Here is a 25,169-nt window from a genome sequence, read left to right on the forward strand (position 1 = left end):
AATTCTCAGAAGGTGCATGGCAAAGGCGACGGTCTTTGGCCGTCTGCCTGAAGTCAGGCGCTAAGGTTATCGTTATCCGGGGCTTGAGCACACCAGCCGCAGGCAAAGCACTGGCCTATTTTTTCCGCCCGCAACTGCGGCTCCAGGACCCAGGCCCGGGACTGCCAGGGCGGTTGGTGGCGCAGGTGCTGGGTATGCCCGCAGGACAGTTCAGCCACCCAATGGCCCTCTTCATCCTGATGAAAACCGCAGATTGTCGAGTGATTTTTCACGTTCCGTTGGTCCGGGTTCCGTTCGCTTTCGAGCGATTGCTTCGCTAAACTTGGACGTTCTTCATTCTTATGCAAAAGGTCCCGCCCCATGCTGATCGCCGCCAATAAGGCTGTCTCCATCGACTATACCCTCACCAACGACGCTGGTGAGGTCATCGACAGCTCTGCCGGCGGCGCCCCGCTGGTTTACCTGCAAGGCGCAGGTAACATCATTCCTGGTCTGGAAAAGGCCCTGGAAGGCAAGCAAGTTGGTGACGAACTGAAAGTCTCCGTAGAACCTGAAGATGCCTACGGCGAATACGCTGCCGAACTGGTCAGCACCCTGAGCCGCAGCATGTTCGAAGGCGTCGACGAACTGGAAGTGGGCATGCAGTTCCACGCTTCCGCTCCGGACGGCCAGATGCAGATCGTGACCATCCGTGACCTGGACGGCGACGACGTGACCGTCGACGGCAACCACCCGCTGGCCGGTCAGCGCCTGAACTTCCAGGTCAAGATCGTTGCCATCCGTGACGCCAGCCAGGAAGAAATCGCTCATGGTCACGTCCATGGCGAAGGTGGCCATCACCACTGATTTTCTGCGCTAAGCTCAAGCTTACTGGAGAGGCGCCCGAGGGCGCCTTTTTAGTCCGCGGCTTTTGGCTGTACTGTCGAGAGGCTGTTTTCTGTAAGAACACAGGAATTTGGAGTTCGTCATGAGTGCTTTTCACGACCTTAAATTGAAAGCCCTGGATGGTCAGGAGCTGCCGCTCGCGCCCTTCAAGGGGCACGTCGTGCTGGTGGTCAACGTCGCCTCCAAATGTGGTCTGACACCACAATATGCGGCGCTGGAGAATCTCTACCAGCAATACAAGGCCCAGGGATTCAGCGTGCTGGGGTTGCCTTGCAACCAGTTCGCCGGGCAGGAACCGGGCACTGAGCAGGAGATCCAGGAGTTTTGCAGCCTCAACTACGGGGTGACCTTTCCCTTGAGCAGCAAACTGGACGTGAACGGTCCCGAGCGCCATCAGCTGTACCGCCTGCTGGCGGGCGAAGGCGCCGAGTTTCCCGGGGACATCACCTGGAACTTCGAGAAATTCCTATTGGGCAAGGACGGCCGGGTACTGGCGCGTTTCTCGCCGCGTACCGCTCCCGATGATCCGACAGTGATCCAGGCCATCGAAAAGGCCCTGAGCTAACCACTGACGGGCACCTCTTTCACGCCGCTGCAATGCGGCGTTTTTGCATCTAAATCACTCAAATCAATAATGCTGGGCAGCGCATTGAGGGGGGAATATTATCCTCATCATAAGTGCGCCGGGGCCGGTACCCGGCGCAGTCTTGTGCGTCGAATATCGACTCAAGCCTTTTTCTCGGAGCGCAGCATGCCTGTTCAAGCCTTGTTCAAACCCTTTCAACTCGGCGCGCTGGAACTGCCGACCCGCGTGGTGATGGCACCAATGACCCGGTCGTTTTCCCCCGGTGGCGTGCCCAACTCCAAGGTCATTGAGTATTACCGCCGCCGCGCTGCTGCGGGTGTCGGCCTGATCATTACCGAGGGCACCACGGTGGGTCACCAGGCTGCCAATGGTTACCCCAATGTGCCGCAGTTCCATGGCGAGGCGGCCCTGGCCGGCTGGAAGAAGGTGGTGGATGCGGTCCACGCCGAAGGCGGCAAGATCGTCCCGCAACTCTGGCATGTGGGCAATGTGCGGCGCCTGGGCACCGAGCCGGACGCCAGCGTGCCCGGCTACGGCCCGACCGAGAAGCTCAAGGACGGCAAGGTGCTGGTGCACGGCATGACCCACCAGGACATCCAGGAGGTGATCGCTGCCTTTGCCCAGGCCGCCAAGGATGCCCAGAGCATCGGCATGGACGGCGTGGAGATCCATGGCGCCCATGGTTACCTGGTGGACCAGTTCTTCTGGGAAGGCACCAACCAGCGTACCGATGAATACGGTGGCGACCTGGCCCAGCGCTCGCGCTTCGCCATTGAGCTGATCCAGGCCGTGCGGGCTGCCGTCGGTCCGGATTTCCCGATCATCCTGCGTTTTTCCCAGTGGAAGCAGCAGGACTACAGCGCGCGCCTGGTGCAGACCCCGGAAGCTCTGGAGGCCTTCCTCAAGCCGCTGGCGGATGCCGGTGTGGATATCTTCCACTGCTCGACCCGCCGCTTCTGGGAGCCGGAGTTCGAAGGTTCCGACCTCAACCTGGCGGGCTGGACTCGCAAACTCACCGGCAAGCCCACCATCACCGTGGGCAGCGTCGGCCTGGACGGCGAGTTCCTGCAGTTCATGGTCAACACCGACAAGGTGGCGCAGCCGGCCAGCCTGGAAAACCTGCTGCAGCGTCTGAACAACGACGAGTTCGATCTGGTGGCCGTGGGCCGTGCACTGCTGGTGGATCCGGATTGGGCGCAGAAAGTCCGTGAAGGTCGCGAGCAGGACATCCTGCCATTCAGCCGTGACGCGCTGATGACCCTGGTTTAACTGCCTGCTCCGGGCGGCGAGGGGGGCAGCCCCCTTGCCGTGCCGAGTGTCTCCACGGCGCTGCGGGGTTTGACCGTCGCTTCGATAAGCCCTTCGTAATCCTCGGCCGGCCCGTGCTCGCAGGCACTGCGCAGGCGATCTTCAAACTGCTCGATAACCGCGGCCCAGCCCTGGCGGCTGGCATGCTGGCGGGCGTTGAGGCGTACCCGGCGCAAGGTTTCCGGTTCTTCCAGCAGCCAGCTGGCAGCGTCGCAGAAGGCGCTTTCGTCGCCGGGCATGGCCAGCACACCGTTGTAGCCATGGCGGATATGCTGTGCTGCGGCAGCCTGATCGTAGGCCACCACCGCGAGCCCCGAGGCCAGAGCCTCCAGCACCACGTTGCCGAAGGTTTCGGTGAGGCTGGGAAACAGGAACAGATCCCCGCAGGCGTAGTGGGCGGCCAGGGCTTCGCCCCGCTGGCTGCCACAGAACAGGGCCTCGGGCAGGCTTTTTTCCAGAGCCCCACGTTGCGGGCCGTCACCCACCACGATCAGCTTCATCCTGCGCTGTGGATAAGTCGCCTGCAGGCGTTCGAAGCAGCGCTTGAGCAGGCCCAGGTTCTTCTCCTGCGCCAGGCGCCCGACGTGGATCACCGCCAGGTCATCGGTGCCCAGGCCCCAGTCGGCCCGCAGCGTATCGAGCCGCTTGGCTGGGTGGAACAGTTGGCTGTCGACGCCCCGGGACAGCAGGGCCAGGCGTTCGAAATGCCGGCGCTCCAGCTCCAGGTGCTGGCTGGCGCTGGGTACCAGGGTCAGTTGCGAGCGGTTGTGGAACCAGCGCAGATAGTGGGTCAGCAAGCGGGTCAGCAAACCCAGGCCATATTGGCTGGAGTACTGCTGGAAGTTGGTGTGAAAGCCGCTGACCACGGAGATTCCCAGGCGCTTGGCGGCCCGCAGCGCAGACAGCCCCAGCGGCCCCTCGGTGGCGATATAGAGCACGTCCGGGCGCTGGCGTTTCCAGCGTCGCAGCAGCTTGTGCATCGACGACTGGCCCCATTGAAGCCCCGGGTAGCCCGGCAGCGGCCAGCCCCGGCACAGCAGCAGGGCTTCGTCGCTGGCCCGGCTCTGGTCGCAACCCTGGCGCGGGCGCACCAGCTCAACCTGATGCCCACGGGCACGCAGGCCCTCGCAGAGGCGGCCAAGGGTATTGGCCACGCCATTGATTTCCGGTGGGAAGGTTTCAGTGATGAGGGTGATATGCAGAGCTGTCGTCATGGCCTCAGTGTCGGCTGAGGCCATGTCGCCATTGTGACCTTGCGATGATGGATTTATGACGCCCCGGCCTTATTTGGCCGGCAGGTTCTCCACCCCGCGTTCACGCACCCAGAACAGCGTGGCACCGGCCACGGCGGCCGGCATCATCAGGATATTGACCAGCGGGATCAGCAGCGCAAGGTAGACGATGCCGCCAAAGCCCAGGCTCTGCCAGCGCTTCTGGCGCAGCCAGGCGAGCATGTCCTGCCAGCTCATCTTGTGGTTGTCCGCCGGGTAGTCGATGTACTGGATGGCCATCATCCAGACGCCGAACAGCAGCCACAGCGGCGCGGCGATCAGGTTGACCACCGGGATCAGCGACAGGATGAACAGGCCGATGGCGCGGGGCAGGAAGTAGCCGAGCTTGCGCATTTCCCGGGACAGGGTGCGGGGGATCATGGCGATCAGTTCGCCCCAGCTGAAGGGCGGGAAATCATCGGTGCCACGGACCACAGTTTCGACTTTTTCCGATAGAAAGCCGTTGAAGGGGGCGGCGATGATGTTGGCCAGCATGGTGAAGCTGAAAAACACCATGAAGGCCACCAGCACCACGAACAGCGGCCAGATGACATAGCTGAGGAAACTCAGCCAACTGGGCAGGGACGGCATCAGCGCATCGACCCAGAGGCTGAATTGATGGCCGGCGAAATAGATCAATCCGACGAACAGCACCAGGTTGATTGCCAGGGGCAGGAGCACGAACAGGCGCAGGCCGGGGCTGAGGACCAGCTTCAGGCCTTCACGCAGGTATTGCGGGCCGGACAGGACAGGGGCGGGCATAGAGCGCTCCGAGCAGAATGAAAACGCGCCGACCTTACCGGCTTTGTCCTGGGGGCGAAAGCACGGCGAAGCAGTCGACATCAACGGTAACAAAGACCCTTTCAAATAGGCCTCCTGAGGATAGAGACCGCCTATGAGCTGGATTGTTAAACCGTATTTCCTTAATCTTCGCCCCCTCTATACGCTTCACCCATTATTTTTTGGACGGACGAGTTCAAGCCTTCCCCAAGGTTTCGCCGTCCTTTTTTATTCCAGCCGGCAATCCGGCGTTCCGCGCCAGGCTAGCCGGGCCGGTCGATAGGAGTGAGTCATGTCTGAAGTACGCCATTCGCGTGTGATTATTCTCGGTTCCGGCCCTGCCGGTTACAGCGCCGCCGTCTATGCCGCCCGTGCCAACCTGAAGCCGCTGCTGATCACCGGCATGCAGGCCGGTGGCCAGCTGACCACCACTACCGAAGTCGACAACTGGCCCGGTGACGTGCATGGCCTGACCGGCCCGGCCCTGATGGAGCGGATGCGCGAGCACGCCGAGCGTTTCGAGACTGAAATCGCCTTCGATCACATCAATGCCGTGGACTTCGCAGCCAAGCCCTACACCCTGACCGGTGACAGCGCGACCTACACCTGCGACGCCCTGATCATCGCCACCGGTGCCAGCGCTCGCTACCTGGGCCTGCCTTCGGAAGAAGCGTTCATGGGCAAGGGTGTTTCCGCCTGTGCCACCTGCGACGGCTTCTTCTATCGCAACAAGCCGGTGGCAGTGGTCGGTGGCGGTAACACCGCTGTTGAAGAAGCGCTGTACCTGGCCAACATCGCCAGCACCGTGACCCTGATCCACCGTCGCGAAACCTTCCGCGCCGAGAAGATCCTGATCGACAAGCTCAACGCCCGGGTGGCCGAAGGCAAGATCATCCTCAAGCTCAATGCCAACCTGGACGAAGTCCTGGGTGACAACATGGGCGTGACCGGTGCCCGCCTGAAGAACAACGACGGCAGCTTCGACGAGCTGAAGGTCGACGGCGTGTTCATCGCCATCGGCCACACCCCGAATACCTCGCTGTTCGAAGGCCAGCTGACCCTCAAGGACGGTTACCTGGTCGTGCAGGGCGGCCGTGACGGCAATGCCACCGCCACCAGCGTCGAGGGCATCTTTGCTGCCGGCGACGTGGCCGACCACGTTTACCGCCAGGCCATCACCTCGGCCGGTGCCGGTTGCATGGCGGCACTGGACACCGAGCGTTACCTGGACGGCCTGCAGAACGCTTCGTTCTGATTTGCCACCCATAAAAAAACCGGCGCAAGCCGGTTTTTTTATGGGTGTTGCACGGTAGCAGCCGGCTTGCCGGCGAACAGGCCCTCGAGCCTTGCGCCGCTGTGCTGACGCCTTCGCCGGCGAGCCAGCGCTCCTACAGAATGCGGATCAGCGGCGGGTCAGCGGCTGGGTGGAGAACTTGACCCCGGCCAGGCCGTGAACGATCAGGGCGCGGATATTGCCGTGGTCAGTGCCTTCGGGGGTGGCCAGTACCGAGCGGTAGTGTTCGCCGAAGGCCAGCAGGGCCTCTTCGTCGCTCAGGCCTTCCAGCAGGGCCAGGCCCAAGGTCTTGCACGAACCTTCGTTCTGCCCGGCGGCGTTTTCCACGCCGCCGTTGTTGAAGGCCTGGGGCTGGTAGTCATAGCCGGCGGCGACAAAGGCCAGGGTGTCGGCAAAAGCGTGTTCACCGCTGTTCAGGCTGGCGCGCAGGGTGTTCAGGTCAGTCATTGGGGTTTTCCTTTGGCGAACGCCGCTTGCTGCTCGGCGCTGGCTTCTTTCTGGTAGAGATTTTTCCATTCGGCGTAGGGCATGCCATACACCACTTCACGAGCGTCATCGAGGCTGACCTCGATCTGGCGTTCGTCGGCCTCGGCCTTGTACCACTTGGACAGGCAGTTGCGGCAGAACCCGGCGAGGTTCATCAGGTCGATGTTCTGCACGTCCTTGCGGCTGTCCAGGTGGGCCACCAGGCGGCGAAAGGCCGCGGCTTCCAGTTCCAGGCGTTGTTGTTCAGTCATGGGGTTTCTCCGGGACAGGGGCAAGCGCCCAGGCGGGCACTTGCCACTTGTGGCAGTTTTCTAGGCGCTGGCGCGGCTGGCCGCGAGGGTGATCGACACCGACTCGGCAAAACGCAGGGCGTGGGGTTTGTCGACTTCGACTTCGGCGTACTGCACCGAGGCGTTGCTCATCACCAGGTCCAGCAGCTCCTGGGTCAGGCGCTCCAGCAGGGCAAAGCGGTTGCCCTCGACATGGGCAATGATCGCCTTGGTGATGGTGCGATAGTTCAGTGCGTGGTCGATGTCGTTGTCCCGCACCGCGTCCTGGGCCGCGTAGAGGATGGTCAGGTTGATCAGCACATCCTGCTTGTTGAGGATCTCTTCCTCGTTGATTCCGATGTAGGTCCGCAGGAGCAGGTCCTTGACTCGGATACGAGCCATTCCTGGCTGAAGTTGTGGCATTGCTACTTGCTCCGTCCAATCAATTGCAGGAATTCCTGGCGAGTGGTGCTCGAATCGCGGAAGGCGCCGAGCATCACCGAGGTGTGCATGGTGGAATTCTGTTTCTCGACGCCGCGCATCATCATGCACATGTGCTTGGCCTCGATCACCACCGCGACGCCGGCGGCCTGAGTCACGCTCTGTACCGCGTCGGCGATTTCCCGAGTGAGATTTTCCTGGATCTGCAGGCGCCTGGCGAACATGTCGACGATCCGCGCGATCTTCGACAGCCCCAGGACCTTGCCGGTAGGAATATAAGCCACATGGGCCTTGCCGATGAAGGGCAGCAGGTGATGTTCGCACAGGGAATACAGCTCGATGTCGGCGACTATCACCATTTCATCGCTGTCGGAAGCAAACAGCGCGCCGTTGACGATGTCCTCCAGCGACTGGCCGTAGCCGTGACACAGGTATTGCATGGCCTTGGCCGCGCGCTTGGGGGTATCGAGCAGGCCTTCGCGCTCGGGGTCTTCGCCCAGGTCCTTGAGGATCTCGCGATAGTGCTGGGGCAGGGAAAGGGTCATGCAAGGTCCTCACAGGGGCCGGCTTACTTGAGGTGCCGCCCGCCGTTGACGGTCAGGGTGGTGCCGGTGACATAGGGGTTGTCCAGCAGATAGCGCAGGCTCTGGTAAATCACTTCGCTGCCGGGTTCGATGCCCAGCGCGGATTTGGCCAGGGTCTTGGCGCGGTACGCCGCGTCGTCGTCGGGATTGAACAATAGCAGGGCTGGGGCAATGCCGTTGACCTTGATTGTCGGGGCGTATTTCGCTGCGAAGGACAGGGTCAGGCTGTCCAGTCCGGCTTTGCTGGCGCAGTAGGCGATGTGCTTGCTGCTGCCCTTGCGAGTCACGTCGTCGCTGATGTGGATGATGTCTGCCGGGCTCGAGCGCTGCAGCAACTCGGCGCAATGCAGGTTGATCAGGTAGGGCGCCAGCATGTGCACGCCGAACATCCGGGCAAAGGCCGCTGCTTCGTCGCCAGGGCTCTCCTGCAGCCATTCCGAGGCGTTGTGGACGATGGCCCGCAGGCTCTGGGTACGGTTTTTCAGCTCGGTGATCAGGGCCAGGATTCCGGCTTCGCTGGAGAGATCGGCGAACAGCAGGGTCGCGCCCTTTTCCCGCAGGGCCTCAAGGCCCGGGCGCTGGCTGCGGTAGGTGACGATCACCGGCTGCCCGTCTTGGAGCAGGCGCAGGGCGCAATGCAGGCCGACTCGCTGGCTGGCGCCGGTGATCAGGATCGGGGCAGGAGAGGTGTTCATGAAGGGCTCGCGTCGCGGGTAGTGGGAAAACTATACCAGCGAGGGAAGGCCCTGTGCCTGCAGGCAACGGGCTTGCCGGCGAATGCGATCTTGCGGGGATTTTTCGCTGGCAAGCCAGCTCCTACGGTAGGCGCGAATGTCGCGCGAGGTGTGGTAGGAGCCGGCTTGCCGGCGAATCACGGATTCTGCGTCGAGGGGGTGGCCGGTAGCGGTCGGGCCGGTGTGCTGTTGAGCCAGTTGGCCAGCAGCCGGGTGGACAGCGGAATGAAGAAATAGACCATCAGCGGGGTCAGGGCCAGGGTGCTGACAAATACCCGAGGCAGCAGGCTCAGGTCGCCGAGCAACGGGCCCAGGACAAAGTTGAACAGCAGCGACACCGGGAAGAATGCCAGCCAGATGGCCACGGCCTGCTTCCAGCGCGGCGGGCGATGGCCGGTGGCGCCGAACCAGCCGTCGATACCACTGACCCGGTGCTCCGAAGGGTGGGCGAACAGGTCGCTGCCCCGGGCCAGCCAGGCCGTACGCGAGGCGGAGTGTTCCCAGGTATGCAGGGTGGATTCGTCGGCGAAGCGGAAGATGATCTGGAATTCGTCATCGTTGGGGGGCGGCGCAAGAACGCCGGAACCCAGGTAGCCGGGAAAGTCGGTAGCCAGTTGTTCGCCTTCGCGCAGCCAGGCGATCAGGTCCTGGTAACGGCCGTCGGCAACGCGCCGGGCAACCATCAGGGTGACGGGTGAGGTAGACATTATGTATCTCCGTAAAACCAATGCGCTGCCTGGGTAAGGCAGTCGCTTGACGAGGCACCGGGGTGGCGGGCCGCGCCTGAAGCAAGCAAGGATTATTCCTGATTGCTGCCCAGGCACCAATGACGGCGGTCGGTTTTTCTCGTGCTTGAAGCATCGCCACCTGAGGGGAGTAGAATGATCGCCACTTTGTTTCCCGGTGTTTTCTTCCCAGATGCCCGTCATGACTGAACTTGCCCCCGCCCCTCACGCCCCCGAAGCCGTTCGTCAGGACGAGTTGTTTCCGATCCGTGAGGTGGCGCGCCTGACCGGAATCAACCCGGTGACCCTGCGGGCCTGGGAACGACGCTACGGTCTGATTCAGCCGACACGCACCGAAAGTGGGCATCGCCTGTACTCCATGCACGATGTTGAGGCGGTGCGTGAGATTCTCGGCTGGATCGAACGCGGCGTGGCGGTGAGCAAAGTGGGCAAGATCCTGGCCAAGGGCCGGGCTGCCCAGGCCCAGCTCAAGGCTCCGGTGGATGGCGGCTTGCAGGGCGAATACGGCCAGTGGCGCGATCAATTGAAGCTGGCGGTCAGCGCGTTCGATGAGGAGCAGCTTGAGCGCCTCTACGGGCAGATCTTCTCCAGCTATGCCTTGCCGGTGGTGTTCCAGGACATCTTCCTGCCGTTCTGGAAGCAGTTACTGCTGGCGCGCGAGGCTTTTGGCCAGACCAGCGAATGGCTGTTCCTGGATGGCTTCCTGCGGGCGCGGATTACCCAGCGCCTGCTGTTGCAACGCGCCACCCAGAGCCGCTATCTGCTGCTGACGGCGCTCAATGAGCAATGCCGCGAACTGGAGCTGCTGGTGGCGGCGCTGATGCTCGGGCAGGACCCGATCGGTGTGCGCCTTCTAGGCGCGGGTGTGCCGCTGGAGGAACTGACCCTGGTCTGCGAAAAGGTCGCGCCGGTAGCCCTGGTGGTGTTTTCCAATCACGCACCCTCGGCCGAGTTGCCCAAGCGCCTCAAGCGCCTGGCACTGACCCTGGATTGCCCATTGCTGCTGGCCGGGGACGCGGCGGACCTGGCTCAGGACAGCCTGGTCGGTTCGCCGGTGGCTTGCCTGGGTAACGAGGGGCGCTTGATGCAGCAGCGCCTGCGCGGGTTTCTTTGAGGCGCTAGCCTTCAGGCGTGCAGTGCCGGATGGCTGTGGCGGTGCTGCTGGAGGATGAACTGGCGCAGGCGCTCGGTTTCCTCCAGGTCGCTCTGATCCAGGCGGTAGGCGTAGAAACCGGCTTCGGTCTGGCGCTCGAAGCGCCCGTGCAGGGCAATCCGTTCATAGCCCGAGGGGCTGAACCACTGGGCGAACTGCCGCGGTGGCCGGGTACCGTTGCGGATCTCCACCAATATCCCCTTGAACGAGACCTCCCGAACCCACAGGCGGCCAGGCTGGCCCCTGGCATTTTCCAGGGCCACCGGCTGCTCCAGGGCCAGGCGCCAGGGGCGCACCATGGGCCCATCCTCGAAGATGCTCGGCACCCCCAGCCGCAGGTGCAGGGCATGGAATTCGTCTTCCACCAGCTGCAGCGGGAAGGTCATCTGCTGGTTGTCGAAACGGGCCTGGATGGTGACCTTTTCATTGGCCGCCAGGCGCGTCAGCAGGTCACGGATCTGCGCGCCGCCATTGACCATCAGGCTCGAGGTGGTATCACGCACATTGAGCTGCGGGTTGTGCTGCATGGTCTGGATGAAGTCCAGTTCATCCTGGGTGAGGAGGGCGTCACGCTGCATGATGTTGCTCGGAGGGTGGAGGACAAATCGGCGGGGAATATCCCTACGACCACGAATTCCGCGATTTATTAGTGGCCGCTGGTCGCCTTGAGGGCGGCCAGTTCAGCTTCCACTTCGGCCAGTTGCTGCTCCAGCTGGAGCAAGCGTTGCTGGGCCTTGACCTGGACGCTGACGTCTTTCTGCACGCCGATGAAATAGGTCAGTTGATCACTGTCATTGAATACCGGGGTGATCGACAGCTCATTCCAGAAGTGACTGCCGTCCTTGCGGTAGTTGCGCAGCACCTCGCGGCACGGGCGGCCTTGTCGCAGGGCCTGGCGGATCACTTCCAGGCCTGGCTGGTCACGGTCCCCGGATTGCAGGAAGCGGCAATCCTGGTACAGCACTTCGTCGGCGCTGTAGCCGGTCAGCCGCTCGAAGGCCGGGTTCACATAGATCACGATGTTGTCTTCGCCTTCCTGCTCGGCGACCACAATCCCGTCGTTGGAGGCGTTGATCATCCGTTGCAGCAGATGAGCGTTGATCATCCTGAAGTTCCGCTTTCGATCAGCAAGTGCTGGAGTGTAAGAGAGGCTGGCCCGCTGTCCACCAGCGCTTTGCAGCAGAGGTGGCGGCACAGGCGGGATTTTACTCCGTAGCTGTTAATATCCCAGCCTTTTAGTCAGCTTCAGGATCAGATTGATGAAAGTCGCCATCCTTTCCGGCTCGGTGTACGGCACGGCTGAAGAAGTCGCCCGGCATGCCGCCAAACTCCTCAACGCCGCAGGTTTCGAGGCCTGGCACAACCCGCGCGCCACTCTGGCCGAGCTTCAGGCCTTCGCCCCGCAGGCGTTTCTGGCCGTGACCTCCACCACCGGCATGGGCGAGTTGCCGGACAACCTGCTGCCGCTGTATTCGAGTATTCGCGATCAGTTGCCCGCCGCCTGGCGCGGGTTGCCAGGAGCGGTCATCGGCCTGGGGGATTCCAGCTACGGCGATACCTTCTGTGGCGGTGGCGAGCAGATGCGCGAGCTGTTCGCCGAGCTGGGCGTGCAGGAAGTGCTGCCCATGCTGCGCCTGGACGCCAGCGAGAGCGTGACCCCGGAAACCGACGCCGAGCCCTGGCTGGCCGAGCTGATCAGCGCCCTGCGGGGCTGACCGGCTGTTCCCGCAGCAGCGCCAGCCAGGCTTGCGCTGCCTTGGACAGATAAGCGCCCTGGCGCCAGATGAAGGCGATATCCCATCGCAGGTAGTCCGGCGCCTTCAAGGTCAGGCGCACCACCCCAGGCCGCACCAGGCCACGGGCCACCACACTGGGCAACAGCACCACGCCCTGGCCGGCGGCCACCAGCGCCGCCAGGAAATCCGCCTGGCCGCTGCGCCCGCCTTCCCTGGGGGTGAAACCCACCTGCTGGCAGGCCTGCAACAGCCGGTCGTTGAGCACGAAACTGCGCTGGTACAGGAGGAACGGCGTGTCTGCCAGTTCTTCCAGGCGTACCTGGGCGTTCATCGCCAAGGGGTGATCGGCGGGCAGCAAGGCATCCAGCGGTTCATCGCAGAAGGGCTGGTAGGCGAACGCCGGGTCCTTGGGGGTCAGGCTGCCCCCCAGTTCCAGTTCGCCGTTGCGCACCGCCTGTTCGACATTCAGGCTGCCGCCTTCGAGCAACTGCACCTGGATATTCGGATAGCGCCGGCGGTATTCGGCAAAACGGCTGGCGAACAGCGCGTCACTGCCTAGCAGCGGCAGCCCCAGGCGCAGTTCACCCCGTGCCAGCTGGCTCAGGTCGTCCAGTTCGCTGAGCAGTTCGTGGCGCAGGCGCAACATGCCTTCGGCCCGTTGCAGCACCACGTTGCCGGCGGCGGTGAGGTGGATATGCGAACCCTGGCGCTCCAGCAAGGGCGTGCCGAGGCTCTGTTCCAGCTGGGCGATCTGCTTGCTGACCGCCGACTGGCTGATGTGCAGGGTCCTGGCCGCCTGGGTGAAGCCGCCCTGGCGGATCACCTCGACAAAGCTGCGCAGTTGTTTGAAATCCATGGCGTTGATTCCGGATTGGAATGGCTTCCAGTCTAACAATTCGCTTCGGTAATGATGGGGCTTTTCATAAAATAAGCCCCTGAGAGGACCGAACCACCATGAACATTTCCACCTGCAAACGCCTGGGCCGCCTGATTCTTGAACTGGCGGTGCTGCTGGCCATCTATTTTCTCGGCTGCCAACTGGCCAGCTGGCTGCCCTGGCCGATTCCTGGCGGGGTCATGGGCCTTGCGCTGTTGCTGCTGGCCTTCGCCCTGGGCTGGGTCAAGCCGGCGGCCCTGCAGCTGGGGGCCGGCCTGTTGATGGCCGAGATGCTGCTGTTCTTCATTCCCGCACTGATGAGCCTGCTGGACTACGGCGGCCTGCTGCGCCAGGACGGCTGGCGAATTCTGCTGGTAATAGGCGTCAGCACCCTGCTGGTGATGCTGGTGACAGCCTTGACCGTGGAACTGGTGTGCCGCTGGAGGATGCGCCATGAAGCTTGAAGCCATGCCGGTGTTCTGGCTGGCCCTGACCCTGGGCGCCTACCTGTTCAGCCGCTGGATCTACCGGCGCACCGGGCGCTACCTGCTGTCGCCGCTGATTCTGGTGCCGGCCCTGCTGCTGGCGGTCGCCGTGCCGCTGCACACCGCCTACGCCGAATACGCCGCCAATACCCACTGGCTGATGCTGGTACTGGGGCCGGTGACCGTGGCCTTCGCCATTCCCATCTGGCAGCAGCGGCAACTGCTGATGCGCCACTGGTCGGCATTGCTGCTGGGCATGCTGGCGGGCAGCGCGGCTTCCATTGGCAGCTCGTTCGGCCTGGCCAAGGCCCTGGCCCTGGACAGCTCGGTGACCCTGTCCCTGGTGCCGCGCTCCATCACCACGCCGTTCGCCATGCCCCTGGCCCATGACCTGGGCGGCGTACCCGAGCTGACCGCGGTATTCGTGATGTTCACCGGGGTGTTCGGGGCCATGCTCGGCGGTGTGCTGCTGCGCTGGCTGCCGCTGCGCAGCGCCCTGGCCCGCGGCGCCCTGTTTGGCGTCGGGGCCCATGGTGCAGGGGTCAGCCGGGCCCATGAAGTGGGGGGTGAAGAAGGTTCGGTGGCAGGGCTGGTGATGGTCCTGACCGGGCTTCTGAACCTGTTCGCCGCGCCTTTGCTGGCGTCGTTGCTTTGACGCGCAAGCCCCGGGCCAGGGCCTGATTCCCGGCTGACCCGCACGGCCATCAAGCTGGCTGCCAATGCAACTCCGCCAGCGGCGTGAGCTGTCTAGACTCTGGAGGTCCTCTTCCTATAAGAACCATCACCGAGGTCCTTGCCGTGAGCCTAGCCCCCGTTCAATCGACACCGAGTGTAAAAAACCAGGTCAGCGCCATCGAGTGGCAAACCCGCGTGGACCTGGCCGCCTGCTATCGCCTGGTGGCAATGCATGGCTGGGACGACCTGATTTTCACCCACATATCCGCCAAGGTGCCGGGCACCGAAGATTTCCTGATCAACCCGTTTGGCCTGATGTTCCACGAGATCACCGCGTCGAGCCTGGTGAAGGTCGACCAGGCCGGCAACAAGCTGATGGACAGCCCCTACGAGATCAACCCGGCGGGCTACACCATTCACAGCGCGGTGCATGCGGTGCGTCACGATGTGGTTTGCGTGCTGCACACCCATACCGCGGCCGGGGTTGCGGTGTCGGCGCAGAAGCAGGGCGTCTTGCCCATCAGCCAGCAGTCGCTGTTCGTGTTGTCGAGCCTGGGTTACCACCCCTATGAAGGTGTGGCCCTGAACCCCGAGGAGAAGGTCCGGCTGCAGGCCGACCTGGGGGACAACAGTTTCCTGATGCTGCACAACCATGGCCTGCTCACCTGCGGCGCGACCATCGCCGACACCTTCCTGATGATGTTCACCTTCCAGCGCGCCTGCGAGATCCAGGTGCTGGCGCAGAACGGCGGCGCCGAGCTGATTGGCATCCCTGCGCCGATCCTGGCCGGGGCCAGGGCGATGATCGCTGGTGTCACCCGCAGCGCTCAGGGCATGGGCGGCGCTCTGGCCTGGCCGGCCCTGCTGCGCAAACTCGATCAACTCGACCCGGGTTACACACTCTGATGCCTATTGCCGAGATCCCGCTGTGCGTGTGGCGTACACGCGGACATGACCTGCTCTTTCGCGGCCAGCGCATCCGTTACTGGGTAGCCGGGCAGGGCGAGCCGCTGCTGCTGATCCATGGCTTTCCCACCGCCAGCTGGGACTGGCACTACCTGTGGCAGCCCCTGGCCCGGCATCATCAGGTGATCGCCTGCGACATGCTGGGCTTCGGTGATTCGGCCAAGCCCCTGGAGCATGACTACAGCCTGCTGGAGCAGGCTGACCTGCAGCAGGCGCTGCTGGCCCATCTGGGTATCGCCGAGCCGGTGCATCTGCTGGCCCACGACTACGGCGACAGCGTTGCCCAGGAGTTGCTGGCCCGGCACTACGAAGAGCGGATCGATATCGCCAGTTGCGTGTTTCTCAACGGCGGCCTGTTTCCGGAAACCCATCGCCCGGTGCTGACCCAGAAGCTGCTGCTCAGCCCGCTGGGCTGGATGCTCGGGCGCACGTTCAGCCGCCAGGGCCTGGCCAAGAGTTTTCGGCAGATATTCGGCCCCCAGAACCGCCCCAGCGAGTCGGTGCTGGATGATTTCTGGAGCCTGGTGCAGAGCAACGATGGCCCGCGAATCCTGCACAAGCTGATCGGCTACATCCCTGAACGCCGGGCCCGGCGTGAACGTTGGGTCAGTGCCATGCAGCGCGGCGAGGTGCCCCTGCGGGTGATCGATGGTGCCCTGGACCCGATTTCCGGGGCACACATGGTGGAGCGCTATCGGCAATTGATCCCACGGGCCGACACGGTGCTGCTGCCGAACATCGGGCATTACCCGCAGATCGAAGCGCCCCTGGCGGTGCTCAAGCATTACCTGGAGTTTCGCGACAATCTGCTGTCGCCATCATCACGGTTGGCGTGTTCCTGAACCCCGCGGCCTTGAGCGGGCAAGGCGATTATCCCGCTGCCTTATTGCGCACCATTCAGGTCAAAACGTTTTTATTGTGACCAAAGGCTGGCTGCCTGACACTCGAAGCATTGTCCATTGGCCCTGCTGGAGTTCGGTATGAGTGAGTCTGTGCGCTTGGAAGATAAAGTGGTGATCGTCACCGGGGCCGGCGGTGGCCTGGGCCGGGCCCATGCACTGCTGTTCGCCCGGCACGGCGCCAAGGTGCTGGTCAACGACCTCGGCGGCTCGGCCCAGGGCGAAGGCGCCAGCGCTTCGGCCGCCGACCGCGTGGTGGCGCAGATCCGCGAGGCCGGCGGTATCGCCGAAGCCAGCCATGACTCGGTCACCGACGGTGAAAAGATCGTGCAGAACGCCCTGGATGTGTTTGGTCGGGTCGATGTGGTGGTCAACAACGCGGGGATCCTGCGGGACAAGACCTTCCACAAGATGGAGGACGCCGATTGGGACCTGGTGTATCGGGTGCATGTTGAGGGGGCCTACAAGGTCACCCGCGCCGCCTGGCCACACCTGCGCGACCAGGGGTATGGGCGGGTGATCTTCACCGCTTCCACCTCGGGCATCTATGGCAACTTCGGCCAGTCCAACTACGGCATGGCCAAGCTCGGCCTGTACGGCCTGACCCGGACCCTGGCCATCGAAGGGCGCAAGAACAACATCCTGGTCAACGCCATCGCGCCCACCGGCGGTACGCGGATGACCGAGGGGCTGATTCCGCCCCAGGTGTTCGAGCAGCTCAAGCCCGAACTGGTCAGCCCGCTGGTGGTGTACCTGGGCAGCGAGCAGTGCCAGGAAACCTCCGGCCTGTTCGAAGTGGGCGGCGGCTGGATCGGCAAGGTGCGCTGGGAGCGCAGCCTGGGCGCCGGCTTCGATCCTCGCCAGGGCTTTTCCCCGGAAGACGTGGCGGCCCACTGGCAGCAGATCTGCGACTTCGAGGGCGCGGCGCACCCCAAGGACAATATCGAGGCATTGAAGGAGATGATGCAGAATCTGCAAAAGTACGCCCTCTGAAGCGCCCCTTTGTCCATCCCCTATCGCCTGCGCCAGGATGATAGGGGCCGGCTTCTGGCCCTAAGTGCGCCGGGTTTTCAGCACTGGATGCATCACCCCGCCGGGCCCTGGCCCCGGCGGTTTTACTCCTGCAGCGTTCGTCACTATGCTCGACGGTCCGCGAACGAACAGGGAGTGCTGCATATGTATGAGTCAAAGGATCAGCCGGTATTGTCGCGGCTGCTGTTCATCCGCCGTTTATGCATGCATGGGCTGGTGGTGCTGGCGCTGATCATCTTCTCGGTGCTGCTGGGTATCAGCGGCCTGCTGTACTTCGAACAAGACATTTCCTTCCATGACGCCTTGTATGACGCGGCCATGATCCTCGGCGGCATCGGCCCCATCAACATGCCGCAAACCCCTGGTGGCAAACTGTTTTTTGCCAGCTACGGGCTTTATACCAACTTGGTCTTCGCTGCCACCCTGGGCTTGATCCTGTCCCCAGTGGCGCACCGTCTGCTGCACAAGTTTCATTACGACGAGAGCGAGGACGACGCGGCGTAGTTGCCACTTTCCTCTGGTGTTCCAGGCATAAAAAAGGCCGCTGCAAGAGCAGCGGCCGAAGCAAGACGTTAGATCAAGGAGCTACAAAATCAACGTCGGTGAACCAGGGGCAGCAGCTTGAATCACACGCCTTCAAGCGGCTGGAAATCATTCCCGGGAACAGTTCGTGCCCGGTACTTGCAAGGTCAGTGGCAAGCGGTTGTTTGCCGTGACTGCGAGTGAAGAATAAGCCCTGGCCGGGTACGGAAAAATAGCGATTCAGGACAAGGACTGTTACAGCCTGAGCAACAGTCTGAGCGTTTTTTCGCCCCGGTCATCCCCCTGCATCGACGCCCCTGATAAGCCTGCATCCAGCCGCTGGATAACCCCTTGAACGGCCGTGATGGCAAGGGCACTAATTCCTTCGAGTGACAGCGCGAATACCTCCTTGGTGCGCTTATCGACCGTGCTACCCCGGCAGTAGGGTGAGGCCTCCTGTCACTCACCGGGGAAGACGCATGACAAGAATAACAATGCGCGCCATCTTCAAACCGCAGGCGCTGGCCGTCGCGGTGGCGCTGGGCTGCTGCGCCCAGGCGCAGGCGGTGTCGTTCAACATCGGGGAAATCGAAGGGCAGTTCGACTCGTCGCTATCGGTTGGTGCCAGCTGGGGCATGCGCAATGCCGACCGCGCCTTCGTCGGAACGGTCAATGGCGGTACCGCCCAGTCGTCCACTGGCGACGATGGCCGCCTGAACTTCAAGAAGGGCGAAACCTTCTCGAAGATCTTCAAGGGCCTGCATGACCTGGAACTCAAGTACGGCGACACCGGGGTCTTCGTTCGCGGCAAGTACTGGTACGACTTCGAGCTCAAGGACGAAGACCGCGAGTTCAAGCCCATCAGCGACCACAACCGCAAGGAGGGCGCCAAGTCCTCGGGGGCGCAGATCCTCGATGCCTTCGTCTACCACAACTATTCCATTGCCGACCTGCCGGGTACCGTGCGTGCCGGCAAGCAGGTGGTCAGCTGGGGCGAGAGCACCTTCATCGGCAACTCCATCAACAGCATCAACCCTGTGGATGTCTCGGCCTTTCGCCGCCCCGGCGCCGAAATCAAGGAAGGCCTGGTACCGGTGAACATGCTGTTCGCGTCCCAGGGCCTGACCAACCAGCTGACCGTGGAAGGCTTCTATCAGCTGGAGTGGGACCAGACCGTGGTGGACAACTGCGGCACCTTCTTCGGCAACGACGTGGTGGCCGATGGCTGCACCACCGGCTACACCGTCGGCAGCCCGGCCATCGCGCCGTTGCAGCCGGTGGCGGCGGCCTTCGGCCAGGGCTTCCAGGTGACCCGCGAAGGGGTGATCCTGCCCCGCGGCGGTGATCGTGATGCCCGCGACTCCGGGCAGTGGGGCGCCGCCCTGCGCTGGCTCGGCGATGACACCGAGTACGGCCTGTACTTCATGAACTACCACTCCCGCAGCCCGGTGGTGAGTACCACCACGGCCAATGTCAGCGCGGCGACCCTGGGCGCCATTGCCGGCGTCGCCAACGGCATCGTTCCGGGTTCTGGCAGTGGCCTGGTGCAAAGCGTGATGCTTGGCCGTGGCCAGTACTACCTCGAATACCCGGAAGACATCCGCCTGTATGGCGCCAGTTTCTCCACCACCCTGCCCACCGGCACCGCCTGGACCGGCGAGATCAGCTATCGGCCCAACGCGCCGGTGCAGGTCAACACCAACGACCTGACCCTGGCCCTGCTCAACCCTATTTCCGGGGGCGCGGCGTCGCCGATCAAGACCGCCATGGGGGCTGACAACACCGGCTACCGGCGCAAGGAAATCACTCAGATCCAGAGTTCCATGACCCAGTTCTTCGATCAGGTGCTGGGGGCCGACCGCCTGACCCTGGTGGGCGAGGCGGCAGTGGTCCACGTCGGAGGCCTGGAAGACAAGAGCAAGCTGCGCTACGGCCGGGACTCGGTGTACGGCCAATACGGCTATGGGGGCGACACCGACGGTTTCGTCACGGCCACCTCCTGGGGCTATCGCGCCCGGGCCATCCTCGACTACAGCAACGTGATCGCCGGCATCAACTTCAAGCCCAACCTTTCCTGGTCCCATGACGTCAATGGCTACGGGCCCAACGGCCTGTTCAACCAGGGCGCCAAGGCCCTGAGCGTTGGCGTGGATGCCGACTACCGCAACACCTACACCGCCAGCCTCAGCTACACCGACTTTTTTGGCGGGCGCTACAACACCCTGACCGACCGGGACTTCCTCGCGTTGAGCTTTGGCGTGAACTTCTGAACCGGCACAAGAAGGAGCATTTGAATGCGCAAGATGATTCTGCAATGCAGCGCCCTGGCACTGGGGTTGTGGGCGGCCAACCTGATGGCCGCCGTGAGCCCGGAAGAAGCCGCCAAGCTGGGAACCAGCCTGACCCCGGTGGGTGCGGAAAAAGCCGGTAATGCCGACGGCTCGATCCCGGCCTGGACCGGAGGCATTCCCAAGAATGCCGGGGCGGTGGACAGCAAGGGCTTTCTCGCCGACCCGTTCGCCAATGAAAAACCGCTGTTCATCATCACCGCGGCGACGGTGGACAAATACAAGGACAAGCTTTCGGACGGCCAGGTGGCGATGTTCAAGCGCTACCCGGACAGCTATCGGATCCCGGTTTACCCCACTCACCGCAGTGTCGGCCTGCCACCCGAGATCTACGAGTCGGCCAAGCGCAGCGCCTTGAGCGTGACCACTACCAACGACGGCAACGGCCTGGCCAACTTTACCGGCAACCGTTACTACGCCTTCCCGATTCCGAAGAACGGCATCGAGGTGCTGTGGAACCACCTGACCCGTTATCACGGCGGCAACCAGAAGCGCATCGTCACCCAGGTCACCCCGCAGACCAACGGCAGCTACACCTCGATCCGTTTCGAGGAAGAGGTGGCGGCGCCGCAACTGATCCCGGACCTGGACCCGGCCAAGGCAGCCAACGTGCAGAACTTCTTCAAGCAGTCGGTGACCGCCCCGGCGCGGCTGGCGGGCAACGTGCTGCTGGTCCACGAGACCCTGGACCAGGTCAAGGAGCCGCGTTCGGCATGGATCTACAACGCGGGCCAGCGTCGCGTGCGCCGCGCCCCGCAAGTGGCCTACGACGGCCCGGGCACCGCCGCCGACGGCCTGCGCACCTCGGACAACTTCGACATGTTCTCCGGTGCTCCCGACCGTTACGACTGGAAGCTGGTGGGCAAGAAGGAGATGTACATCCCCTACAACAGCTACAAGCTGGATTCCCCGAGCCTCAAGTACGACGACATCGTCAAGGCCGGGCACATCAACCAGGACCTGACCCGCTATGAACTGCACCGGGTGTGGGAAGTGGTGGGCACGGTCAAGCCCAACCAGCGGCACATCTACGCCACTCGGCACATGTACATCGACGAGGACAGCTGGCAGGTGGCCCTGGTGGACCACTATGACGGGCGTGGCCAACTGTGGCGGGTAGCCGAAGGTCATGCGCAGTACTACTACGACCACCAGGTACCGGCCTACACCCTGGAGGCCCTGTATGACCTGAACGCCGGCCGTTACCTGGCCCTGGGCATGAAGAACGAAGAGAAGCACAGCCTGGAGTTCGGCTTTGCCGCCAAGGCGGCCGACTACACCCCGGCGGCCCTGCGCGCCAGCGGAGTGCGCTAGGCGCCTCTTGGGTTGCAGTGGAGTAATGGTCGAGCCGCACGCTCTTGGGGCGTGCGGTTTTTTAGGGCGGCCAGTCCTGGCAAGCGAGCTTGCTCGCCACAGTCGCGGCAATACTGCGTTCCTCTTGACTGGCAGTTATCCGACTGCCTGGTCGGTTTTTTTATGGGGGCTGATCAGCCTGCTGAATACTTCTTCAACTGGCCGGGAGGTCGGGGCTAGGGTGGGGCTACGCTGGCTAAAACTATAAAAAGGCACGCCGCAATGACCGCCATGACTCGTTGTCCAGAGCGTCCCGGGTTCATGCCCCGTTTGTCCTCCCATCATTTTTCCCGCAGCCGCCTGAGCGCGCCGTTGCTGGCCTCCGGTGCGCGGGTCAAGCTGCTTTGCGCGCCTGCCGGCAGCGGCAAGACGGCGCTGCTGGCTGAGTGCCTGCAACAGGCACCAGAGACCTGCCGGGTGAGCTGGTTGCCGTTGTCCGGCGGGCGGCATAGCCCGCAGGGGCTGTGCGCTGCCCTGGCCCAGGCCCTGGGGCTGGAACGCGATGACGAAGCCACGGTGCTGCAGCACCTGGCGCACCTGCAGGCGCCGGCCTGGATCTTCATCGATGACTATTGCCGGGTCGCGGCTGCGGACCTGGACCTGCTGCTCGATCGCCTGCTGAGCCTGGACAACCCGCAGTTGACCTGGTGGCTGGGTTGCCGTCGCCGGCCCCTGTGCAACTGGCCACGCCTGCTGCTGGACGATCAGTTGTTCGAGCTGGACGGCCCGGCACTGGCATTCAGCCAGATCGAGATCGAGCAACTGCTGCAACGGCTGCCGCAACCCCTGTGTGCGCAGACCGCCAGTCGCATTCTGCAACGCAGTGGCGGCTGGTGCGCCGGGGTGCGCATTGCCTTGCTGGAAGGCAGCGAGCTGACGATTCAGCCCTGCAAGCCGGGGCGCCCCAATACCTTGCTGGAGTACCTGGAGCACGAGCTGTTCAGCGTGCTGCCGGCGGAGCTGGCGCAAGTCTGGCAAGTACTGGCGCACCTGCCACGTTTCAACGCCGAGCTGTGCGAGCATCTGTTCGGCGTCGGGGAGGGGGCCCAGTACCTGCGGACCTTGCAGGACATGGCCTGCTTCATCGAACCCTGGGACGGTGGCGGCGACTGGCTCCAGGTGTTTCCGCCGCTGGCCCGGCTGATGCGCGACGAGGCCTGGCCGGGCGGGCGCTCCTGGCATCGCCGGGCCTGCCAGTGGTTCATTGCCCAGGAGGATTGGCAGTCGGCCTTTGAGCAGGCGCTGCGGGCCGAAGAGTATGAAGTCGCGGTCAGCCTGCTGGAGCATTTCAGTTTCGAGTTCCTGTTCCAGCAGGACAATGCGCTGCTGTTGCTGCAACTGCATGAGCGCCACGGTGGCGAACTCTTGCTGGTGTCGCCGCACCTGGTGGGGCTGCTGGTTGCGGCCATGCTGTTTGCCGGGCGCTTCGAGCAGGCGGGGCAGTGCATGGCGCAGATGGCCCGGTTCGCCCCCCAGCCCTCCGCAGCTCAGCAGCGTCAGTTGCTGGCCCGCTGGCAGGCACAGCAGGGCTGGCTGCTGCACCTGAGCGGGCGGATGACGGCGGCGCGGCAGCATTTTATCGAGGCCCTGGATGAGCTGGCGGACAGCGCCTGGACCACCCGCCTGCTGTGCCTGTCGGGGCTGACCCAGCAGGCCCTGCTGGGTGCGGAGCTGGATGTGGCCCAGGCCCTCAATCGTGAAGCCCTGTGCCTGGCCCGGGCCCAGGATGCCCAGCTGTTCGAAGGCCTGCTGGAACTGGACCATGCCCAGTTGCTGGAGCAAAGGGGCGCGCCGCATCGGGCCCAGAGCCTGCTGGAGCAGGTCTGTGAGCGCTTGTCGATGCAGGCGCTGCGGGCGACCCCGCTGCTCGGTCGCATCGCCCTGCGTCTCGGTCGCCTGGCCTTGCGCCAGGGGCATGCAGAGCAGGCGGCCGGCTACTTTCGCAGCGGCCTCGAGGATTGCCTGCTGAGCCACGACAAGCGTGCCTTGTATGGTTTCCTCGGCCAGGCCCAACTGGCGGCCAACCAGGGTGATTATGCCCAGGCCTTCGTGCGCCTGCGGGATGCGGAGCGGCTGATGCAGCAGCGGCAGATTCCCGACACGGTGTACCGGGGCGTGCTGTTGCAGGTCAGCAGCCAGCTCTGGCTGCAACAGGGGCGACCGGAGCTGGCTCAGGAGGCCTTGAGCCGCTTGCTCCGGCACTTTCGCGGCCCCCAGGCGCTACAGGCGCCACCGGCCACCCTGGAGTTGATTCCGGGGATCGAATACCTGCTGGTGCTGGCCGAGGTGCACCTGGGGCGGGCCCAGGCGCCGATCGCTACCTTGCAGGGGCTGCTGGCCCGGGCCCAACGCCACGGCATGCAGGGGTTGGAGGCCGAGGTGCAACTGGCCCTGGCCGAGGTCGCCCACCTGCAAGGCAACCCGGCGCTGGCGCAGGAAGCATTGCAGGCGGGGCAGGCACTGGTGCAGCGATGCAACCTGCCGCAGGCACTGCACGAACTGCGCCTGCGGCAACCACTCTTGCTGGCTGCGGGGGAAGCGCTGCAGACGCCATCATCGGCAGGCCCCCTGGAAAACCGCGAAAGCCTGCTCAGCCTGCGGGAACTGCAAGTGCTGCAACTGATCGCTCAGGGCTGTTCAAACCAGCAGATCGCCGAGCAATTGTTCATTTCCCTGCATACCGTGAAGACCCACGGGCGCCGGATTCACAGCAAACTGGGGGTGGAGCGGCGTACCCAGGCGGTAGCCAAGGCCCAGGCCCTGGGGCTGATGAGTTGAGCGCTAGCGGTTATTGCGGCTGATAACCCATGCGCCAGCTCACTGCAGAGCTGGCCGCCAGCAGACGTTGGGCTGCGGGCCCATGTTCATCGGCGTGGAACAGCGACGTCGGCCCTACCACGGTCAGCACCGCGGCGATTTTGCCGGTGGCATCGAACACCGGCGCCGACAGGGCATCGACACCGGGCATCAGCAAACCGTGGACATGGTGCAGCCCGCGCTGGCGAATCTGCTCGGCCAGGGCATCGTGCACCTGCTTGTCGGCCAGGGCGTGGGGGCTGCCGGTTGCCAGTTCCTGCTGGCGCAGGTCGAGGGTTTCGCGCTGTGGCAGGTAGGCGTTGAACACCAGCCCGGTGGATGAACTGAGCAGTGGCAGCACCGAGCCCAGTTGAGTGACCACGGTCACCGCCCGCACCGCCGGTTCGATATGCACCACCGTCGCGCCCTGGTTGCCCCACACCGCGAGGAAGCAGGTTTCGTTCAATTCGTCCCGCAGTTCCGCCAGGGGCAGGGTCGCGACTTTCAGTACGTCCATGCTGCTCAGGGCGGCCAGGCCTACCCGCAGGGCTTCGCGGCCCAGGCCGTAGTGATTGGTAGCGCTGTTCTGTTCGGCAAAGCCGCTGGCAATCAAGGCCTGCAGGTAGCGATGCACCTTGCTTGCCGGCATCTGCACATGTTCGGCCAGGCGCGAAAGGGAAGTGGCCGGCGACAGTTCGGCCAGGGCCTTGAGGATGTCGGTACCGACCTCGGCCGAGCGGACTTTCTGTTTACCGGTGCTGTCGCTGATGCTGCGCGGCTTTTCCATGGAGGCATTGGGGTCCCGTGACAAGTGGCGGTCTTTATAGCTTGACGCTCCTGGGCAATCAAATTACGTTATGCGTAATTGGATTACGATAAAAATAACCCAGGCGTGCCGATAGCTCTTGTAAGGGAGTGGTGGCCCCTGCCTATTCCAACTTCC

Annotated in this window: 28 protein-coding genes; 15 read left to right on the forward strand and 13 right to left on the reverse strand. The window is 63.6% G+C overall.

Going from position 1 to position 25,169, the window contains the following annotated elements; genetic code table 11:
* Positions 1–53: 53 nt before the first annotated feature.
* Positions 54–392: a DUF3565 domain-containing protein gene (locus tag PFLCHA0_RS31045; RefSeq protein WP_015634174.1), complete on the reverse strand. Its 339-nt coding sequence runs from the start codon at positions 390–392 to the stop codon at positions 54–56.
* Here PFLCHA0_RS31045 and PFLCHA0_RS04785 point away from each other — a divergent pair.
* The 3 genes from PFLCHA0_RS04785 to PFLCHA0_RS04795 all read left to right on the forward strand — a co-directional run bounded on the left by PFLCHA0_RS04785 (position 361) and on the right by PFLCHA0_RS04795 (position 2,740).
* Positions 361–846 (forward strand): FKBP-type peptidyl-prolyl cis-trans isomerase, encoded by a 486-nt coding sequence (locus PFLCHA0_RS04785; protein ID WP_011059294.1) that lies wholly within the window; start codon positions 361–363, stop codon positions 844–846. The genes PFLCHA0_RS31045 and PFLCHA0_RS04785 overlap by 32 nt on opposite strands.
* A gap of 121 nt (positions 847–967) precedes the next feature.
* Positions 968–1,450 (forward strand): glutathione peroxidase, encoded by a 483-nt coding sequence (locus PFLCHA0_RS04790; protein ID WP_015634175.1) that lies wholly within the window; start codon positions 968–970, stop codon positions 1,448–1,450.
* A gap of 186 nt (positions 1,451–1,636) precedes the next feature.
* Positions 1,637–2,740, forward strand: coding sequence for an NADH:flavin oxidoreductase (locus PFLCHA0_RS04795; protein ID WP_041115990.1), 1,104 nt, complete (start codon positions 1,637–1,639; stop codon positions 2,738–2,740).
* Here the strand turns inward: PFLCHA0_RS04795 and PFLCHA0_RS04800 are convergent.
* Entirely contained in the window at positions 2,737–4,017 is a 1,281-nt protein-coding gene (locus tag PFLCHA0_RS04800) for a glycosyltransferase family 4 protein (RefSeq protein WP_015634177.1), read from the reverse strand. The two genes, PFLCHA0_RS04795 and PFLCHA0_RS04800, sit on opposite strands and share 4 nt — an antisense overlap.
* A gap of 45 nt (positions 4,018–4,062) precedes the next feature.
* On the reverse strand, positions 4,063–4,812 hold the full coding sequence (gene cysZ, locus PFLCHA0_RS04805) for a sulfate transporter CysZ (RefSeq protein ID WP_015634178.1): 750 nt from the start codon (positions 4,810–4,812) through the stop codon (positions 4,063–4,065).
* A gap of 310 nt (positions 4,813–5,122) precedes the next feature.
* Between cysZ and trxB the strand changes: the two genes are divergently transcribed.
* Positions 5,123–6,085, forward strand: coding sequence for a thioredoxin-disulfide reductase (trxB, locus tag PFLCHA0_RS04810; protein WP_015634179.1), 963 nt, complete (start codon positions 5,123–5,125; stop codon positions 6,083–6,085).
* 147 nt (positions 6,086–6,232) lie between these two features.
* Here the strand turns inward: trxB and PFLCHA0_RS04815 are convergent, their stop codons facing one another.
* The 6 genes from PFLCHA0_RS04815 to PFLCHA0_RS04840 form a co-directional block, all read right to left on the reverse strand.
* Positions 6,233–6,571 (reverse strand): HopJ type III effector protein, encoded by a 339-nt coding sequence (locus PFLCHA0_RS04815; RefSeq protein ID WP_015634180.1) that lies wholly within the window; start codon positions 6,569–6,571, stop codon positions 6,233–6,235.
* Positions 6,568–6,861 (reverse strand): DUF1244 domain-containing protein, encoded by a 294-nt coding sequence (locus PFLCHA0_RS04820; RefSeq protein ID WP_011059301.1) that lies wholly within the window; start codon positions 6,859–6,861, stop codon positions 6,568–6,570. The genes PFLCHA0_RS04815 and PFLCHA0_RS04820 overlap by 4 nt, the downstream gene beginning before the upstream one ends.
* A 60-nt stretch (positions 6,862–6,921) precedes the next feature.
* A complete protein-coding gene (gene folX / locus PFLCHA0_RS04825) occupies positions 6,922–7,302 on the reverse strand; it encodes a dihydroneopterin triphosphate 2'-epimerase (protein WP_011059302.1) in 381 nt (126 codons plus the stop codon).
* 2 nt (positions 7,303–7,304) lie between these two features.
* Positions 7,305–7,865: a GTP cyclohydrolase I FolE gene (gene folE / locus PFLCHA0_RS04830; RefSeq protein ID WP_011059303.1), complete on the reverse strand. Its 561-nt coding sequence runs from the start codon at positions 7,863–7,865 to the stop codon at positions 7,305–7,307.
* Positions 7,866–7,888: 23 nt separating this feature from the next.
* Complete coding sequence (gene folM / locus PFLCHA0_RS04835) at positions 7,889–8,599, reverse strand: dihydromonapterin reductase (protein WP_015634181.1); 711 nt, start codon at positions 8,597–8,599, stop codon at positions 7,889–7,891.
* Between the two features lie 176 nt (positions 8,600–8,775).
* Positions 8,776–9,345 carry an antibiotic biosynthesis monooxygenase gene (locus tag PFLCHA0_RS04840; RefSeq protein WP_015634183.1) on the reverse strand — a complete coding sequence of 190 codons (570 nt, stop codon included), beginning with the start codon at positions 9,343–9,345 and terminating at the stop codon, positions 8,776–8,778.
* A gap of 211 nt (positions 9,346–9,556) precedes the next feature.
* Here PFLCHA0_RS04840 and PFLCHA0_RS04845 point away from each other — a divergent pair, with 211 nt between their 5' ends.
* The gene (locus PFLCHA0_RS04845) at positions 9,557–10,498 is read left to right on the forward strand and encodes a MerR family transcriptional regulator (protein ID WP_015634184.1); all 942 of its coding nucleotides are present in this window, start codon (positions 9,557–9,559) and stop codon (positions 10,496–10,498) included.
* Positions 10,499–10,509: 11 nt separating this feature from the next.
* Here the strand turns inward: PFLCHA0_RS04845 and PFLCHA0_RS04850 are convergent, their stop codons facing one another.
* Positions 10,510–11,115, reverse strand: coding sequence for a hypothetical protein (locus PFLCHA0_RS04850; RefSeq protein ID WP_011059307.1), 606 nt, complete (start codon positions 11,113–11,115; stop codon positions 10,510–10,512).
* A gap of 68 nt (positions 11,116–11,183) precedes the next feature.
* The gene (locus PFLCHA0_RS04855; protein WP_015634185.1) at positions 11,184–11,642 is read right to left on the reverse strand and encodes a PAS domain-containing protein; all 459 of its coding nucleotides are present in this window, start codon (positions 11,640–11,642) and stop codon (positions 11,184–11,186) included.
* Positions 11,643–11,796: 154 nt separating this feature from the next.
* Here PFLCHA0_RS04855 and PFLCHA0_RS04860 point away from each other — a divergent pair, with 154 nt between their 5' ends.
* Positions 11,797–12,252 (forward strand): flavodoxin, encoded by a 456-nt coding sequence (locus tag PFLCHA0_RS04860; RefSeq protein ID WP_015634186.1) that lies wholly within the window; start codon positions 11,797–11,799, stop codon positions 12,250–12,252.
* Here PFLCHA0_RS04860 and PFLCHA0_RS04865 read toward each other — a convergent pair.
* Positions 12,233–13,129: a LysR family transcriptional regulator gene (locus PFLCHA0_RS04865; RefSeq protein WP_011059310.1), complete on the reverse strand. Its 897-nt coding sequence runs from the start codon at positions 13,127–13,129 to the stop codon at positions 12,233–12,235. The two genes, PFLCHA0_RS04860 and PFLCHA0_RS04865, sit on opposite strands and share 20 nt — an antisense overlap.
* Before the next feature lie 98 nt (positions 13,130–13,227).
* Here PFLCHA0_RS04865 and PFLCHA0_RS04870 point away from each other — a divergent pair, with 98 nt between their 5' ends.
* The 9 genes from PFLCHA0_RS04870 to PFLCHA0_RS04910 all read left to right on the forward strand — a co-directional run bounded on the left by PFLCHA0_RS04870 (position 13,228) and on the right by PFLCHA0_RS04910 (position 24,208).
* Positions 13,228–13,614 carry a CidA/LrgA family protein gene (locus tag PFLCHA0_RS04870; RefSeq protein ID WP_011059311.1) on the forward strand — a complete coding sequence of 129 codons (387 nt, stop codon included), beginning with the start codon at positions 13,228–13,230 and terminating at the stop codon, positions 13,612–13,614.
* Positions 13,604–14,290 carry an LrgB family protein gene (locus PFLCHA0_RS04875; RefSeq protein WP_011059312.1) on the forward strand — a complete coding sequence of 229 codons (687 nt, stop codon included), beginning with the start codon at positions 13,604–13,606 and terminating at the stop codon, positions 14,288–14,290. The genes PFLCHA0_RS04870 and PFLCHA0_RS04875 overlap by 11 nt, the downstream gene beginning before the upstream one ends.
* Before the next feature lie 143 nt (positions 14,291–14,433).
* Complete coding sequence (locus PFLCHA0_RS04880) at positions 14,434–15,216, forward strand: class II aldolase/adducin family protein (RefSeq protein ID WP_015634187.1); 783 nt, start codon at positions 14,434–14,436, stop codon at positions 15,214–15,216.
* Positions 15,216–16,118 carry an alpha/beta fold hydrolase gene (locus tag PFLCHA0_RS04885; protein ID WP_015634188.1) on the forward strand — a complete coding sequence of 301 codons (903 nt, stop codon included), beginning with the start codon at positions 15,216–15,218 and terminating at the stop codon, positions 16,116–16,118. The genes PFLCHA0_RS04880 and PFLCHA0_RS04885 overlap by 1 nt, the downstream gene beginning before the upstream one ends.
* Before the next feature lie 138 nt (positions 16,119–16,256).
* The gene (locus PFLCHA0_RS04890) at positions 16,257–17,168 is read left to right on the forward strand and encodes an SDR family oxidoreductase (protein WP_011059315.1); all 912 of its coding nucleotides are present in this window, start codon (positions 16,257–16,259) and stop codon (positions 17,166–17,168) included.
* 183 nt (positions 17,169–17,351) lie between these two features.
* Entirely contained in the window at positions 17,352–17,711 is a 360-nt protein-coding gene (locus PFLCHA0_RS04895) for a hypothetical protein (RefSeq protein WP_019093356.1), read from the forward strand.
* Positions 17,712–18,208: 497 nt separating this feature from the next.
* Positions 18,209–19,999 carry a DUF1302 domain-containing protein gene (locus tag PFLCHA0_RS04900; protein WP_015634190.1) on the forward strand — a complete coding sequence of 597 codons (1,791 nt, stop codon included), beginning with the start codon at positions 18,209–18,211 and terminating at the stop codon, positions 19,997–19,999.
* 24 nt (positions 20,000–20,023) lie between these two features.
* Entirely contained in the window at positions 20,024–21,391 is a 1,368-nt protein-coding gene (locus PFLCHA0_RS04905; RefSeq protein ID WP_015634191.1) for a DUF1329 domain-containing protein, read from the forward strand.
* Between the two features lie 261 nt (positions 21,392–21,652).
* Positions 21,653–24,208 carry a LuxR C-terminal-related transcriptional regulator gene (locus PFLCHA0_RS04910; RefSeq protein ID WP_015634192.1) on the forward strand — a complete coding sequence of 852 codons (2,556 nt, stop codon included), beginning with the start codon at positions 21,653–21,655 and terminating at the stop codon, positions 24,206–24,208.
* A gap of 10 nt (positions 24,209–24,218) precedes the next feature.
* Here the strand turns inward: PFLCHA0_RS04910 and PFLCHA0_RS04915 are convergent, their stop codons facing one another.
* Positions 24,219–25,013: an IclR family transcriptional regulator gene (locus PFLCHA0_RS04915; RefSeq protein ID WP_015634193.1), complete on the reverse strand. Its 795-nt coding sequence runs from the start codon at positions 25,011–25,013 to the stop codon at positions 24,219–24,221.
* Positions 25,014–25,169: the final 156 nt, after the last annotated feature.

This window comes from Pseudomonas protegens CHA0 (assembly GCF_000397205.1).
GTDB classification, from domain to species: Bacteria; Pseudomonadota; Gammaproteobacteria; order Pseudomonadales; family Pseudomonadaceae; genus Aquipseudomonas; species Aquipseudomonas protegens.